Consider the following 13,234-nt stretch of genomic DNA (forward strand, 5'->3'; position numbering starts at 1 on the left):
CATGTGGGATCTGATTGTCATCGGCGGGGGGCCCGGCGGCTGCGCCGCCGCCCTCCGGGCCGCCAAAGGCGGCCTGTCCGTGGCCCTGTTCGAGCCCCGGGAGGTGGGGGGCACTTGCCTGAACCGGGGGTGCGTGCCCACCAAGGCCCTGCTCCACGGCGCCGGGCCGGGGTGCGACTGGCCCGCCCTGGCGGAGGAGACGGCGCGGGTGGTGTCCACCCTCCGCGCCGGCCAGGAGAAACAGCTCCAGGCCGCCAGGGTGCAGGTGATCCCCCACCGGGCGGTTGTCACCGGCCCCCACACCGTGGAGGCGGGCGGGGAGACCTATGAGGCCCGGAATATCCTGATCGCCGCCGGCTCCGTCCCCGCCCGGCCCCCATCCCCGGGCTGGACACCCCGGCGTGGTCACCAGCGACGAGCTCTTAGCCGACATCCGCCCCGGAACCGCCTGGTGATCATCGGCGGCGGGGTGATCGGGGTGGAACTGGCCGCCGTTTGGGCCGCCGCAGGGTGCCAGATCACCATCGTGGAGGCCCTGGATCGGCTGGTGGCCAATCTGGATCGGGAGCTGTCCCAGGGCCTGGCCATGGAACTGAAAAAATCCGGCGTGGAGGTGTTCACCGGGGCCTCCGTGTCCCGCATCGAGCCCGGCCCGGCGGTGGTGTTCACCCACAAGGGGGCGGAGCACACCGTCTCCGCCGACACGGTGCTGGCGGCCACGGGCCGGCGGCCCGCCACCGAGGGCCTCTTTGCCGACGGGGCCGCGCCGGAGCTGGAGCGGGGCTTTGTCAGGGTGGACGGGAGCTTCCGCACCTCCATCCCCTCGATTTACGCCATCGGGGACGCCATCGGCGGGGCCATGCTGGCCCACAAGGCGGAGGCCGAGGGGATAGCCGTGGCCGACCTGCTGCTGGGCCGCGCCCCCGTCCGGGGGACGGCCCCCATCCCCTCCTGCGTCTACACCAGCCCGGAGCTGGCCCAGGTGGGCCTCACCGCCGACCAGGCCAAGGCCGGGGGCGTGCCGGTGGTCACCGGCAAGTGCGTGCTGGGGGGCAATGCCCGCACCCTCATCGAGGGGGGCAAGCGGGGCTTTGTGAAGCTGGTGTTCCACAAGGAGACCCGCGCCCTGCTGGGGGCCTGCCTGTACTGCTGCCGGGCCACGGATCTGATCTCCGAGCTCACCCTGGCGGTGTCCCTTGGCCTGACAGCGGAGCAGCTGCTCCGCCCGGTGCGGCCCCACCCCACCTTTGCCGAGGCCGTCAGCCAGGCGGCGGAGGCCGGGCTGGAGGCCCTGGAGCGGGGCTGAGCCCCGCCCCTGTCCCCTTCTGTCGAAACTTGCGCCATTTCCATACTTTACAAATGCTGGAAAATACCATAAAATGGTGTCAAGAAGAACAACAGGAGGGACAGCACACAAGATGAGGGAATTATTGGTGGAGCCCGACCGCCCGGCGGCCGGCGGAGAACTGGAAAACGGCCTGCGCTATTACGTCCTGGTGGACGAGCTGGAGCTGGGTCAGGGCATGCTCTGTGAGAGCTACGGTGTCAAGGTGACCGCCCCGGACGGGGAGGAGGCGTCGGTGCGCAACATCACCGTCCGGCCGGAGCGCATCGACCGCCTGCTGGAGCTGCTCCAGCGCAACCAGGTGCCGCCGGTGGCCCTGCGGGATGTGATCGACGACTGGCTATGATCCCGGAAAAGGCCTCCGGCCTTTTCCGGGAGGGGCCTGCATGGTGGAAGGGCCTCGTTTTCTCCGAAAAAGTCGGCCCTTCCGCCATGAGAGGTGTCCGTTCTGAGGCGCATGTCCTCAGAACGGACAAATTTTTATTTGCTTCGCGCGGCTGTCGCCGCGCGAACTCTGCGAGGCTTTTCCGGGGGCTTTCCGGGGCGGAGCGGCGGGAAAACCCGCCGCTCCGCCCCGTTTTCGTTGACAGTGTCTTGAAAATGGTCTATGATGTTGCGTGGGTCGCTTCCGCGGCCTGTACAAGGAGGTACAAGAGACGTGAAAGAGAGAGAAACCTTTGCATCCCGGCTGGGCTTTGTGCTCATCTCCGCCGGGTGCGCCATCGGCCTGGGCAACGTCTGGCGCTTCCCCTATATCGTGGGTCAGTACGGCGGCGCGGCCTTTGTGCTCATCTACATCGTGTTCCTGCTGATCATGGGGCTGCCCATCATGTCCATGGAGTTCGCCGTGGGCCGGGCCAGCCGGAAGAGCATCACCATGTCCTTCCAGCAGCTGGAGCCCAGGGGCACCAAGTGGCACTGGTACGGCTGGTTCGGCATGGCGGGCAACTACCTGCTGATGATGTTCTACACCACCATCTCCGGCTGGCTGCTGCTCTACTTCTTCAAGCTGGCCTCCGGCCAGTTTGAGGGCATGGACACCACCCAGGTCAGCGAGGCCTTTACCACCATGCAGACCCAGGACGTGGGCATTCAGCTGCTGTTCATGGTGATCGTGGTGGTGCTGGGCATGCTGGTGTGCAGCCGCGGCCTGAAAAACGGCGTGGAGAAGGCCAACAAGGCCATGATGCTCTGCCTGCTGGCCCTGCTGGTGGTGCTGGCCGTCCGGGCCCTCACCCTGCCCGGCGCGGTGGAGGGCCTGAAGTTCTATCTGGTGCCCAACTTCCACAACCTGATGTACGACGCCAACGGGAAATTCCGCCTCTTCGAGGCCATCTACGCCGCCATGGGCCAGTCCTTCTTCACCCTGAGCCTGGGCATCGGCGCCATGGCCATCTTCGGCAGCTACATCGGCAAGGAGCGCCGGCTCTTCGGCGAGTGCATCAACATCGGCGTGCTGGACACCTTCGTGGCCTTCACCTCCGGTCTGATCATCTTCCCCTCCGCCTTCGCCTTCGGGGTGAATCCGGATCAGGGGCCCAACCTGATCTTCGTCACCCTGCCCAACGTGTTCAACTCCATGCCCGGCGGCCGGCTGTGGGGCGCCCTGTTCTTCGTGTTCCTGTTCTTCGCCGCCCTGTCCACCGTCACCGCCGTGTTTGAGAACATCCTGGCCTGCTGGATGGACAAATGGGGCATCTCCCGGGGCAAGGCCGTGGCGGCCAACCTGGTGCTGATCCTGCTGCTCAGCCTGCCCTGCCTGCTGGGCAACAACCTGTGGAGCGCCGTCCGCCCCTTCGGCATGAACTTCATGGATCTGGAGGATTTCCTGGTGAGCAACAACCTGCTGCCCATCGGCTCTGTGATCTATCTGCTGTTCTGCTGCTCCAAGTGGGGCTGGGGCTTCGACAACTTCCTGGCCGAGGTGGACACCGGCAAGGGCGTCCGCTTCCCCGCCCGGTTTCGGGTGTACTTCAAGTACATCCTGCCCTTTGTGGTGCTCATCATCCTCTTTATGGGCTATCTGGACAAGTTCAGCGGCTGACGCTTTCCCGCAGCATGAAATTCCCCCGGAACCGGTTGGGTTCCGGGGGAATTGGTTTATATGCCGCAGGCGCGGAGCTCCTCCGGCAGCAGGCTGCGCAGCCCCACCCGGTAGGCCGGGTGATAGGCCGCCCGGTAGGCCGCCGAGTGGGACACCGGCGGGCAGCCCGCCGCCCGGTAGCCCCGCAGATACTCCGCCAGCGCCGCCGGGGAGAAGGGGAGCAGACCGGCCTCCGCCGCCCGGATCAGCTCCTCCAGGGCCGCCTCCAGCCCCTTCCTGGTGCCGGGACAGGCCGCCGCCGAGCGGACAAACCAGCCGTTGAGAGCCTCCAGGCCCACCCCCCAGGCGTCCAGCCGGGACAGGTGCACCCGCACCACGCCGTTCCCCAGCGCCTCATACAGGGGGCCGGCGGTCTGGGGCACGGCGGCGTACTCCTCCGCCAGCCGCTCCAGGCTCTGGGCCGGGTCGGTGATCAGGTGTCCGCCGCCCAGCACGCTCTGATAGACCAGCTTGACGGCGTCACACGGCTCCATGCGGGGATGCCGCGCGCCGTGTGCCGACAGGAGCGTCCACAGCGGCTCCATTGAGCACCACCCCTCCCCTCTGCAGCGCCATCACCAGGATGGGGATGAGCACGATATGGCAGATGATGCCGGGAATGGCAGAGGTCACCGCCCCGGCCCAGAAGGCGGACAGGGGGAAGGTGGTGCTCTGCAGCCCGGCGAGCACGAACTGGACGCAGCCCCACACCACACGGCCCAGCACCATGGCGCCGATCAGGGACACGTAGATGTAAGCCGGGCGCTTGGGCAGAAGGCGGTAGAGCAGTCCGGAGAAGGCGCCGTAGGCGGCCAGCTCAAAGGCCATGGCGATGGCGGTGAGGATGGGGGGCATGCCGAACAGCAGGTGGCGCAGCAGCGGGGCGATGAATCCCACCGCCAGCCCCCAGGGCCAGCCGCAGACAAAGCCGCACAGCAGCACGGGGATGTGCATGGGGCTCAGGGCGGAGCCGATCTGGGGGATCTGCCCGGTGAGAAAGGGCAGCAGCAGGGCCAGGGCCAGGAACAGGGCGGAGTAGACCAGCCGGCGGAGCCGGTTGGCGTAGGCGCGGGAGACGGTTTTCATGGTGTCATACCTTCTCAGAACACAAAAAAGGTACCGTTTTCCTTGGGAAAACGATACCTTCCTGGTATTCCTTCATGCAGTCTTCATAGATGTCACAGTACCGGGACATGCTGCGCGGGCTCTGGCCCGCCCACCGGCTTCCTGCCGGAATTCTGGTTTATTATACTATTCCCCCGGCGGGCTGTCAAGCCAATTCCTTCAGCACCCGGCCCAGCTCGTCCACGGCGCTGTCCAGCAGGCGGCCCACCGGCATGTCCGCCACCCCGGCCACCAGGTTGTCGCACTGGTTCAGGGGGATGAGAATCCGCCTGGCCCTGGCCTGGGCCACCGCCACCGCCATGGCCGGGGAGATCTCCCCCATCAAGGCGTCGGCGATCACGATGCCCAGCGGCCCCAGGATCACGTCCGCCCGGCGGCAGGCCACCAGCAGGGCGTTCTCCCCCGTGGCCCCCTGGGCCGCGCCCCCCTTGAGCATGGCGGAGGTGGCCAGGCTGTTGGTGCCGATGGCGGTGAGCTCCACCTCCGGGTAGCGGGACAGGATGGCCTTGATGAGCTGCTGCCCGATGCGTCCGCCCTGGCCGTCAATGACTAATACTTCCATGATCGTGCGTCCTCTCTCTGTTTCGTCGTTTCCTCTATTATACCGGCGCGCGGGGCGGCCTGCAAGAAAAATTATTTTCTTTTGGCAGTTTTTGTGGTTTAATGATAGATAAAAGAGATTTTGTTCCATCGGGAGGGATCGGCTTGCTTGACAGCTTTCTGACGGTCACCGGACAGGTGGCCACCTTGTTTCTGATGATGGGTGTGGGCTTTGTGCTGGGGCGGCTGGGCCGTCTCACCGGGGCCGCCCTGGATCAGCTGTCCTTCCTGCTCCTCTACGTGGTCTGCCCCTGCATCATGATTGACAGCTTTCTGGTGGAGCCCACTCCCGCCCTGGTGCGGGAGGTGCTGCTGGGCGGGGGGATTGCGGTGGGCCTCTACGCCCTGACCGTGGCCTTTTCCCTGCTCTTCTTCCGGCGGCAGCCCCCCGATGCCCGGGACAGCCTCCGCTTCGGCGTGGTCTACGGCAACAACGGCTTTATGGGCCTGCCCCTGGTGGAGTCCGTGCTGGGCTCCGGGGCGCTGATCTACGGAGCGCTCTCCCTGGCGGCGTTCAGCCTGACCAGCTGGACGCTGGGCGTGCTGCTCATGGGCGGCCGGAGGGCCTTCTCCCTGAAAAACGCGGTGCTCAACCCCGGGGTGCTGGGCCTGGCGGTGAGCCTGGTGCTCTTCCTCACCGGGCTGCGCTTCCCCTCCCCCATCGCCGGCGCCATCTCCTTTCTGGGGGATTTGAACACCCCGCTGGCCATGGTGGTCATCGGCGCCCAGCTGGCCGCCTCCGACCTGCCCGCCGCCTTCCGGCAGCCTGTGCTCTACCTGGCCTCCCTCCTCCGCCTGGTGGTGGTGCCGCTGCTCACCGCCCTGCTGCTCCTGCCTCTGGGGCTGTCGCCGGGGCTCTACTGCGCCCTGGTGCTCCTGTCCGCCGTGCCCACGGCGGGCACCACCAGCCTCTTTGCCCAGCGCTTCGGCCGGGACACCGCCCCGGCGGTGCAGTTCATCACCCTGTCCACCCTGCTGTCCATTGCCACGCTGCCCCTGTTTGCCGTCCTGGCCCAGGCCCTCAGCGGTCTCTGAGCCCGGAGAGCAGCCGGCGGTTCACCGGCTCCAGCACCCGGTTCATCCGCCGGGCCGCCTGGCCCACCAGCAGGGCGGCGGCCACGGTGCCCTCCCGCACACCGGCGATGTGCCCCAGGAAGAGCAGGGAGAGGACGCAGGCGGTGAGCACCAGGGTCACGTCAAAGATCACCTTCATGGTGCCGAACTTCACCGGCGCCGCCTGGCAAACCGCCAGCACCACCCCCTCGCCGGCCAGGGTGACCACGCCGGCGGTGACCTCCCCGCTGACGCCCACCCCCACCAGGGCGATGCCCGCCAGGCAGAGCAGCCACTGCTGCCAGTAGGCCGCGGGCTGGAGGAAGCCCACCGCCCACACGGCCAGGTCGGTGAGATAGCCGAACACGATAGCCACCGGCAGCTGGAGCAGCTGCACCGGGTCATACCGCCGCCGGAGGATCAGGATCTGGATGAGGATGAACACACAGTGCATGGCGATGGTGGCGGTGCCCACGGTCAGGGGGGTGAACCGGCTGACGGCATAGGGCACGCTGGAGATCGGGGAGGTGCCCAGATTGGCCTGGATGGAGCAGGCCACCCCCAGGGCCATGACAAACAGGCTGACCACCAGGAACAGCCAGCGGCGGAGCAGCTCCGCCGCGCTTTTTTTCGTCCGCACGGCTCACACCTCCCGTCCGGCGGAGCGGCAGAACCGCTCCAGGGCGGCCCGCAGGGCCTCCACCTCGCCCGGGGACATGGCCCGGGTGGCCTCCTCCTCGGCGGCGGCAAACACCCCGTCCAGGGCCGCCGCGGCCTCCCTCCCCCGCTCCGTCAGGGAGACGTAGAGGGAGCGGCGGTTGCCCGGCCGCTGGCGGCGGGTGATCAGCCCGGCGGCCTCCATCCGGGTCAAAATGCTCCCCACCGTGGCCGGCTCGATCTCACAGTAGGCCGCGATGGTCTTCTGATCCCGCTCGCCGAAGCGGTTCAGGTAGTCCAGCACCTTGGGCTGGCCGGAGGTCAGGCCCAGCTCCCCCACCCCGGCCACGATCTTCCGGTTCAGGGTGGTGTGGGCCTTCATCAGTAAGTAGTGCAGGGATTCCATGGGATGTCCTCCATCAATAAGATTTCTAATTATAAGTATTCTTATTATATGAGGCTTTTCCTGCCCTGTCAAGCCCGGTAAAAGGCGCCGGCCGCCCTGTGGGCGGCCGGCGCCTTTTGTCCGGACGGCTTAACGGCTTACTGGAAGGGGGCCATCTCCAGGCGGATGAAGAACCCCTGTGGGTGCCTGCACACGGGGCAGAGGGCGGGAGCCATGGTGGCGTCCACCACCTGGCCGCAGTTGAGGCACATCCACTTCACCTCCACGTCGGAGACAAAGAGCCTGTCCTGCTCCATCAGCTCGGCAAACCGGCCGAAGCGGTCGCCGTGGGTCTTTTCGATGCCGGCAATCATGGAGAAGGTGTGGGCAATTTCCGGGAAGCCCTCCTCCTGGGCGGTTCTGGCGAAGCCGGCGTAGTCGTGGCTGTACTCCTGGTACTCGTTGTGCCGGGCCGAGCGCAGGTGATCCAGGATGTCGGGGAACAGCTCCACAGGGTAGGTGCCGTCCACCTGGAGCGACTGGCCGGACACCTGCTCCAGCAGGTTGTAGAACACCTTGGCGTGGGCCCTCTCCTGGCCGGCGGTGAAGGTAAACACGCTCTCCAGCACGTAGAGGTTCTTCTTCCGGGCCAGCCCGGCGGCAAAGGTGTAGCGGTTGCGGGCCTGGCTCTCGCCGGCGAAGGCCCGCATCAGGTTGAGCCTGGTCTGGCTCTGGTCAAAGGCAACGGACATGGGGATCCCTCCTGTTGATATGGATAGCCAAAGCATACCCATCCGGGAGGCCTTTCATACCCGTATCGCATCGGAACGGGATCCTGCCGTGCCCAATGGGGCGCGCCCCCCTGTATCAGAAGATGATCCGGAGGGTAAACCAGCCGTCCCGGTACTCAAACCGGCACAGGGCCCCGTGCTTCTGGCAGAAGGCGCGGATCGACCGGCTTCCCAGTCCGTGGCCCGTCTTTTCGGAGCGGGGCAGCCCCTCCCCGTCAAAGTCCACCGGCCCGGCGCAGGGGTTGGCTACCTCCAGCATGAGCCCGGGCCGGCTGATGGCCTTGCAGCGGAGCACCCGCTCCCCCTCCGGCAGGGCCTGGCAGGCGTGGATGGCGTTCTCCAGGGCGTTGGCAAAGACCATCGCCAGCTCCGCCTCGTCCACCGGCAGCGTCTCGTCCAGGGTAAGCTCCGCCTCCACCCGGATTCCCTGCCGCCCGGCCTGGCCGAAGCAGGTGGAAAAGACCGCGTCCAGCACCGGCGGGCGACACCAGCGGACGGGCCGGCTCTCCTCCAGACGGGCCTGGGCCGCGCCGATGAGGTTCAGCGCCTCCCCTGTCCGCCCCTGCCGCACCAGCTCCGCCGCCGTGTGCAGCCGGTGCCGCAGATCGTGGCGCTCCAGGCGCACCACCTCCTCCGCCTCCCGCACGGCGTCCATCCGGCTCCGCAGCCCCGCTATCTGGAGGGCGGCCAGCTCCGCGCTGTGCCGGGCCTCTGTCTCCCGCTGGATGCTGGAGAACAGGAACAGCACCACCGAGAAGAACCCGACGATCAGCAGGGAGATGGCCGATTTGAACATTGTGGCCCACATGGTCTCCCCCGCGTAGCCGGGAACCAGGTAGATGACAATGGCATAATACGCGGCCAGAACCAGGCAGATGAGCCCCCACCCCCGGCGGAGCTGGCGGAAGATCCGGAGATACAGCGGCCGGAGGAAGTACCGGACATACGGCACCAGCAGCGCCGTCAGGACGGCATAGGTCAGCAGGAGGGCCCCGCTCCGCCTTCCCGACAGGAGAAACACCAGGGCCGACACGTGCTGCAGCAGCATGGCGAGCATCACCGTGGAGAGCAGCTGGAACACCAGGTGCCACCCCCGGTTCCGGCTGACAAAGGCCATCGTCAGCGCGATGGGGACGTGGTTGAGGGGGGCGTAGAGCCGCACCAGCCAGTCAAAGCCCAGCAGCCGGTCAATCCAGAAGTCCATAACCATCAGCAGAAGGGTGACGCCGTAGACAATGGCGCAGGTCTTCCCGAGGGAGAACCGCCGCTCCAGCAGCAGGAGGAACAGCGTGGCGCCCAGGGCCGTATAGTACAGCATGACCCAGATATTTGTCATAGCCCCCGCCCCTCCAGCCAGAACCGGCCCCAGGCCTCCTTGAAGGCCGCCGCAGCGGCCCGCGGCAGGAAGATCCGGCTCCCGTCGTCCAGCAGGGCGGTGCGCCCCTCCACCCCAGCCACGTGCTGGAGATTGAGCACAAAGCTGGCCCCGCACAGGTGGAAGCGGGGGTCGGCCAGCAGAGGCTCCGCCTTCTCCCGGAAGGAACCCCGGAGGGTGAGGGAGTCCACCACGCCGTCGGTACAGCAGTAGCGCATGACCCGGCCCACCCGTTCCACATAGCGGATGCGCTCCAGGGGTACGCGCCGGGCCCCGCCGCGGGTGGGCACCACCACGGCCTCCTCCCGGCGCTTCCGGAGCTTGTCCACCGCCTGATCCAGCACCCGGAAGAGCCGCTTCTGCTCCACCGGCTTGAGCAGGTAGAAAAAGGCCCTCACGTCATAGCTGTCCACGGCGTACCCGTCGGAGGCGGTCAGGTAGATGATCTCCCCGTCCTCCCCCAGCTCCCGCAGGCGCAGGCCGGTCTCAATGCCGTCGGGCGGCGGCATGATCACGTCCAGAAGGCAGAGCTCAAAGCCGTCCCCCGCCTCCGCCGCCGCCAGCAGGGCCCGGCCGCTGTCAAACCGGGCCACCGTGCCCGTCAGCTCCGGCCGCGCCGCCAGATAGGCCTCCGCCAGCCGGGCCATCCGCTCCAGCTGCTCCGGTTCATCATCGCATACCGAGATGCGCAGCATCGGCAGTCTCCCTCCCTTCCGGTTCTCCGGGCCGCCGGCCCGTCCTTGCTATTTGAGCTGCACCTTCACATAGGCGGAGGTGGTGGCGTCCAGCACCGCCATGTAGCCGCAGCGGAAGTCCATCCAGTCCCCCACGTGAACCTGCCCGGCGCAGTCCTCCACGTCCACGATCAGGTGGTCGGAGCTGGCGCCGATCATCTCCGCCCCCGGCAGGGTGGGGGTGAGGGCGGCCCAGGCCACGTCCTGCTTGCCGGCGGCGCAGATGGCCCGCAGGCGCACCCCCCGGTCGGGGTATTCGGGGATGTCCCCCTTGCCGTCCCGCCCCCGCTCGCCGATGGGCACCGAGGGCTTGCGGCGCAGCTCCACCACCTGGGCCTTGAAGTGGAAGGCGTCCTGGTGATAGCCCTCCAGGAAGCGGTTGCCGGTGGTGTCCTCCCCGTAGAGAATGGCCTCCCCCACCCGCAGGTGGTTGATCTCGCGGGGCAGCAGGCCGTCCTCCAGCAGCTTGAGGGTGCAGGTGGCCCCGCCGGACAGGGTGGTGATGTGGAAGCCGTATTTGCTGTTGAGGTAGTCCCGCAGCTCCACCAGGATCTTCGTGTTCTCTACCGAGGGCAGCACGCTGCCGTAGCAGCCCACGTTGGTGCCCAGGCCCACCAGCTCCACGCCGGGGCAGGCCAGGATCTGGGGGGCGATCTCGTCCAGCTGCTCCATCCCGAACACCCCCTCCCGCAGGTCGCCCACATCGATCATCAGGATGATGGGGTGGATCTTCCCCGCCCGGAGGGCGGCGTCGGACACGGCGCGGATCACCTCGATCTGGCTCTGGAGGCTGCAGTCCGCCCAGCGCACCACGTCCTCCGCCTCGTCCATGGCGGGTATGCGGATAAGCAGGTAGTGCAGGCCGGGTATGGCGGTCTTGGCGGCGGCGATGTTTTTCAGCCGGCTGTCGGCAAAGCGGGTGATCCCGCCGGCCAGGGCCGCCCGGATCACCTCCGGCCGGGCGGAGAAGCCCTTGGTGGCAAAGGCCAGCTCCACCCCCCGGCCGGCACAGAAGTCGTGGAGCTTTCGGGCGTTTTCCGTGATTTTTCGGGTGTCAATCTCTAAAATGGGCGCATACATGGGTGTCTCAGCCCCTTTCTTATTCTGTCTCCAGTTTACCCCGTATTTTCCCTCTTGACAAGAGGGTATGTATGTGTCATACTGTGTATGCTGGATATATACAGTAGAACAAGAAGGTGCACCATGGACATTATCATCAGCAATTCCGGCGGCGTGCCGATCTATGACCAGATCACCCGGCAGATGAAGGGCCTCATCCTCCGGGGGGAGCTGAAGGAGGGCGAGGCCCTGCCCTCCATGCGGCTGCTGGCCAAGGAGCTGCGCATCTCCGTCATCACCACCAAGCGGGCCTATGAGGAGCTGGAGCGGGAGGGCTTCATCAACACCGTGCCGGGCAAGGGGTGCTTTGTGGCGCCCCAGAACCCGGAGCTGGCGCGGGAGGACGCCCTCCGCCGGGCGGAGGAGCATCTCTCCCAGGCGGTGGACATCGCCAAGACCGCCGGCCTCACCCTCTCCGAGCTCACCGAGACCCTCAACCTATTATATGGAGACGAAACGGTATGAAAAACGCATTGGAAGTGTCCCATCTCACCAAGGATTACGGCTCCTTCAAGCTGGACGACGTGTCCTTCACCGTGCCCGGCGGCACCATCATGGGCCTGATCGGGGAGAACGGCGCGGGCAAGTCCACCACCATCAAGTGCATTCTCAACCTGATCCGCCGGGACGGCGGGGAGATCCAGGTGCTGGGGCTGGACAATCTGAGGGATGAACAGGCCGTCAAGGCCCAGGTGGGGGTGGTGCTGGACGAGACCACCTTCCACGACGGCCTCACCGCCCCCCAGGTGGGCAAGATTCTCGCAAAGCTCTACCCCAACTGGGACATGGCCCTCTACCAGCGCTACCTGGACAAATTCGGCCTTGCCGGCAAGAAGCCGGTCAAGACCTTCTCCAAGGGCATGAAGATGAAGCTGTCCCTGGCGGCGGCCTTCGCCGCCCGCCCCAAGCTGCTGATCCTGGACGAGGCCACCTCCGGCCTGGATCCGGTGGTGCGGGACGAGATTCTGGACGAGTTTTTGGACTTCATCCAGGACGAGGAGCACGCCATCCTCCTGTCCAGCCACATCACCAGCGATCTGGAGAAGGTGGCGGACTACGTGACCTACCTGCACAGGGGGAAGGTGGCGGTGTCCGGGGCCAAGGACGAGCTGCTGGACACCTACGGCCGCCTGGTGTGCGCCCGCTCCGACCTGGAGCAGGTGGATCCCGCCCTGCTGGTGGGCGTCCGCACCGGACAGTTCGGCTGCGAGGCCCTGGTAAGGGATAAGCACGCCTTTACCCGCTTCTACCCCGGCCTCACCGTGGATCCGGTGACCCTGGAGGACATCATGGTCTTTACCGTAAAGGGGGATGCCAAATGACCGGCCTGATCTACAAGGACTTCCTGGCCCTGAAGGGCCATCTCAGCACCTATGTGGTGTTCTTCGTCATCTACGGCGGCCTGTGCATCGCGGGGGTGTTCTCCCCCTCGGTGCTGGCCGGCATGGTGGTGCTCATCTCCATCATCACCCCCATGACCACCGTCACCTCCGACGACATCAGCCGCTGGAACCGCTTCGCGGTGGCCTCCCCCGCCTGCCGCCGGGGGGTGGTGGCGGGCAAGTACCTGTTCACCCTGCTGATGGTGCTGCTGAGCGCCGTGCTGGTGGCCGTCCTGCTGGTTGTCCTGGCCCTGGCCGGCGGCCTGGGGGACGGCTCCCTGGCCGAGTACCTGCTGGCCACCCTGGCCTGCGGCGGCATCGCCCTGCTCATGAACGCGGTGGTGCTCCCCCTGCTGCTGAAGTTCGGGGCGGAGAAGGCTCGGATGGTTTCCATGGCCCTGTTCCTGGTGGTCTTTGGCGGTACCGCTCTGGCGGGCCTGGCTGTAGACAGCGGCTTTGCCTTCCCCGCTCCCCCGGCGTGGGTGGTCGCCGCCATCCCCGGCCTGCTGGCCATCCTGTCCGTGGGCGGCTTCGTCCTCTCCTACTTCATCGCCCAGGCCGTCTACGCCAAAAAGGAGTTCTGAT

Annotated in this window: 16 protein-coding genes; 7 read left to right on the forward strand and 9 right to left on the reverse strand. The window is 66.7% G+C overall.

The genetic code is table 11. From position 1 onward, the window contains the following. Position 1: 1 nt before the first annotated feature. From B5E42_RS06135 to B5E42_RS06145, 3 genes are all read left to right on the forward strand, one after another. Positions 2-1,306 (forward strand): FAD-dependent oxidoreductase, encoded by a 1,305-nt coding sequence (locus tag B5E42_RS06135; RefSeq protein WP_242967040.1) that lies wholly within the window; start codon positions 2-4, stop codon positions 1,304-1,306. A 112-nt stretch (positions 1,307-1,418) separates the two neighbouring features. Continuing rightward, entirely contained in the window at positions 1,419-1,691 is a 273-nt protein-coding gene (locus B5E42_RS06140; protein ID WP_087237719.1) for a DUF6514 family protein, read from the forward strand. 312 nt (positions 1,692-2,003) lie between these two features. After that, on the forward strand, positions 2,004-3,389 hold the full coding sequence (locus B5E42_RS06145; RefSeq protein WP_204244383.1) for a sodium-dependent transporter: 1,386 nt from the start codon (positions 2,004-2,006) through the stop codon (positions 3,387-3,389). A 56-nt stretch (positions 3,390-3,445) separates the two neighbouring features. Here the strand turns inward: B5E42_RS06145 and B5E42_RS06150 are convergent, their stop codons facing one another. The 3 genes from B5E42_RS06150 to B5E42_RS06160 all read right to left on the reverse strand — a co-directional run bounded on the left by B5E42_RS06150 (position 3,446) and on the right by B5E42_RS06160 (position 5,115). Beyond that, positions 3,446-3,922, reverse strand: a complete 477-nt coding sequence (locus B5E42_RS06150) for a hypothetical protein (protein WP_087237721.1) — start codon at positions 3,920-3,922, stop codon at positions 3,446-3,448. Beyond that, complete coding sequence (locus B5E42_RS06155) at positions 3,909-4,514, reverse strand: ECF transporter S component (protein WP_087237723.1); 606 nt, start codon at positions 4,512-4,514, stop codon at positions 3,909-3,911. The genes B5E42_RS06150 and B5E42_RS06155 overlap by 14 nt, the downstream gene beginning before the upstream one ends. Positions 4,515-4,698: 184 nt before the next feature. Then, positions 4,699-5,115 (reverse strand): DUF3842 family protein, encoded by a 417-nt coding sequence (locus B5E42_RS06160; protein WP_087237725.1) that lies wholly within the window; start codon positions 5,113-5,115, stop codon positions 4,699-4,701. Between the two features lie 143 nt (positions 5,116-5,258). Between B5E42_RS06160 and B5E42_RS06165 the strand changes: the two genes are divergently transcribed. Then, the gene (locus B5E42_RS06165; protein ID WP_242967041.1) at positions 5,259-6,188 is read left to right on the forward strand and encodes an AEC family transporter; all 930 of its coding nucleotides are present in this window, start codon (positions 5,259-5,261) and stop codon (positions 6,186-6,188) included. Here B5E42_RS06165 and B5E42_RS06170 read toward each other — a convergent pair. The 6 genes from B5E42_RS06170 to B5E42_RS06195 all read right to left on the reverse strand — a co-directional run bounded on the left by B5E42_RS06170 (position 6,175) and on the right by B5E42_RS06195 (position 11,228). Further along, positions 6,175-6,846: a DUF6198 family protein gene (locus B5E42_RS06170; RefSeq protein WP_087237729.1), complete on the reverse strand. Its 672-nt coding sequence runs from the start codon at positions 6,844-6,846 to the stop codon at positions 6,175-6,177. The two genes, B5E42_RS06165 and B5E42_RS06170, sit on opposite strands and share 14 nt — an antisense overlap. 3 nt (positions 6,847-6,849) lie before the next feature. Further along, entirely contained in the window at positions 6,850-7,269 is a 420-nt protein-coding gene (locus tag B5E42_RS06175) for a MarR family transcriptional regulator (RefSeq protein WP_204244384.1), read from the reverse strand. Positions 7,270-7,406: 137 nt separating this feature from the next. Continuing rightward, the gene (gene rbr / locus B5E42_RS06180; protein WP_087237731.1) at positions 7,407-8,000 is read right to left on the reverse strand and encodes a rubrerythrin; all 594 of its coding nucleotides are present in this window, start codon (positions 7,998-8,000) and stop codon (positions 7,407-7,409) included. A gap of 115 nt (positions 8,001-8,115) precedes the next feature. Beyond that, positions 8,116-9,375, reverse strand: a complete 1,260-nt coding sequence (locus tag B5E42_RS19130; protein ID WP_087237733.1) for an ATP-binding protein — start codon at positions 9,373-9,375, stop codon at positions 8,116-8,118. After that, positions 9,372-10,109: a LytTR family DNA-binding domain-containing protein gene (locus B5E42_RS19950; RefSeq protein WP_087237735.1), complete on the reverse strand. Its 738-nt coding sequence runs from the start codon at positions 10,107-10,109 to the stop codon at positions 9,372-9,374. The genes B5E42_RS19130 and B5E42_RS19950 overlap by 4 nt, the downstream gene beginning before the upstream one ends. A gap of 48 nt (positions 10,110-10,157) precedes the next feature. Further along, positions 10,158-11,228, reverse strand: a complete 1,071-nt coding sequence (locus tag B5E42_RS06195; RefSeq protein WP_087237737.1) for an alanine/ornithine racemase family PLP-dependent enzyme — start codon at positions 11,226-11,228, stop codon at positions 10,158-10,160. Positions 11,229-11,351: 123 nt separating this feature from the next. Here B5E42_RS06195 and B5E42_RS06200 point away from each other — a divergent pair, with 123 nt between their 5' ends. The 3 genes from B5E42_RS06200 to B5E42_RS06210 are packed head-to-tail and all read left to right on the forward strand — an operon-like array spanning position 11,352 to position 13,233. Continuing rightward, positions 11,352-11,732, forward strand: a complete 381-nt coding sequence (locus B5E42_RS06200) for a GntR family transcriptional regulator (RefSeq protein ID WP_087237739.1) — start codon at positions 11,352-11,354, stop codon at positions 11,730-11,732. Further along, positions 11,729-12,589: an ABC transporter ATP-binding protein gene (locus tag B5E42_RS06205; protein ID WP_087237741.1), complete on the forward strand. Its 861-nt coding sequence runs from the start codon at positions 11,729-11,731 to the stop codon at positions 12,587-12,589. The genes B5E42_RS06200 and B5E42_RS06205 overlap by 4 nt, the downstream gene beginning before the upstream one ends. Next, positions 12,586-13,233: an ABC-2 transporter permease gene (locus B5E42_RS06210; RefSeq protein ID WP_087237743.1), complete on the forward strand. Its 648-nt coding sequence runs from the start codon at positions 12,586-12,588 to the stop codon at positions 13,231-13,233. Before B5E42_RS06205 ends, B5E42_RS06210 begins: the two co-directional genes overlap by 4 nt. Position 13,234 lies beyond the last annotated feature (1 nt).

It is taken from the genome of Flavonifractor sp. An10 (assembly GCF_002161215.1).
GTDB classification, from domain to species: Bacteria; Bacillota; Clostridia; order Oscillospirales; family Oscillospiraceae; genus Flavonifractor; species Flavonifractor avistercoris.

Bases quoted from the DNA above. Each gene is read 5' to 3' on its own strand.
- B5E42_RS06135 (WP_242967040.1), top strand. From the start codon at position 2: ATGTGGGATCTGATTGTCATCGGCGGGGGGCCCGGCGGCTGCGCCGCC.
- B5E42_RS06140 (WP_087237719.1), top strand. From the start codon at position 1,419: ATGAGGGAATTATTGGTGGAGCCCGACCGCCCGGCGGCCGGCGGAGAA.
- B5E42_RS06150 (WP_087237721.1), bottom strand. From the start codon at position 3,922: ATGGAGCCGTGTGACGCCGTCAAGCTGGTCTATCAGAGCGTGCTGGGC.
- B5E42_RS06155 (WP_087237723.1), bottom strand. From the start codon at position 4,514: ATGAAAACCGTCTCCCGCGCCTACGCCAACCGGCTCCGCCGGCTGGTC.
- B5E42_RS06160 (WP_087237725.1), bottom strand. From the start codon at position 5,115: ATGGAAGTATTAGTCATTGACGGCCAGGGCGGACGCATCGGGCAGCAG.
- B5E42_RS06175 (WP_204244384.1), bottom strand. From the start codon at position 7,269: ATGGAATCCCTGCACTACTTACTGATGAAGGCCCACACCACCCTGAAC.
- rbr (WP_087237731.1), bottom strand. From the start codon at position 8,000: ATGTCCGTTGCCTTTGACCAGAGCCAGACCAGGCTCAACCTGATGCGG.
- B5E42_RS19130 (WP_087237733.1), bottom strand. From the start codon at position 9,375: ATGACAAATATCTGGGTCATGCTGTACTATACGGCCCTGGGCGCCACG.
- B5E42_RS19950 (WP_087237735.1), bottom strand. From the start codon at position 10,109: ATGCTGCGCATCTCGGTATGCGATGATGAACCGGAGCAGCTGGAGCGG.
- B5E42_RS06195 (WP_087237737.1), bottom strand. From the start codon at position 11,228: ATGTATGCGCCCATTTTAGAGATTGACACCCGAAAAATCACGGAAAAC.
- B5E42_RS06200 (WP_087237739.1), top strand. From the start codon at position 11,352: ATGGACATTATCATCAGCAATTCCGGCGGCGTGCCGATCTATGACCAG.
- B5E42_RS06205 (WP_087237741.1), top strand. From the start codon at position 11,729: ATGAAAAACGCATTGGAAGTGTCCCATCTCACCAAGGATTACGGCTCC.
- B5E42_RS06210 (WP_087237743.1), top strand. From the start codon at position 12,586: ATGACCGGCCTGATCTACAAGGACTTCCTGGCCCTGAAGGGCCATCTC.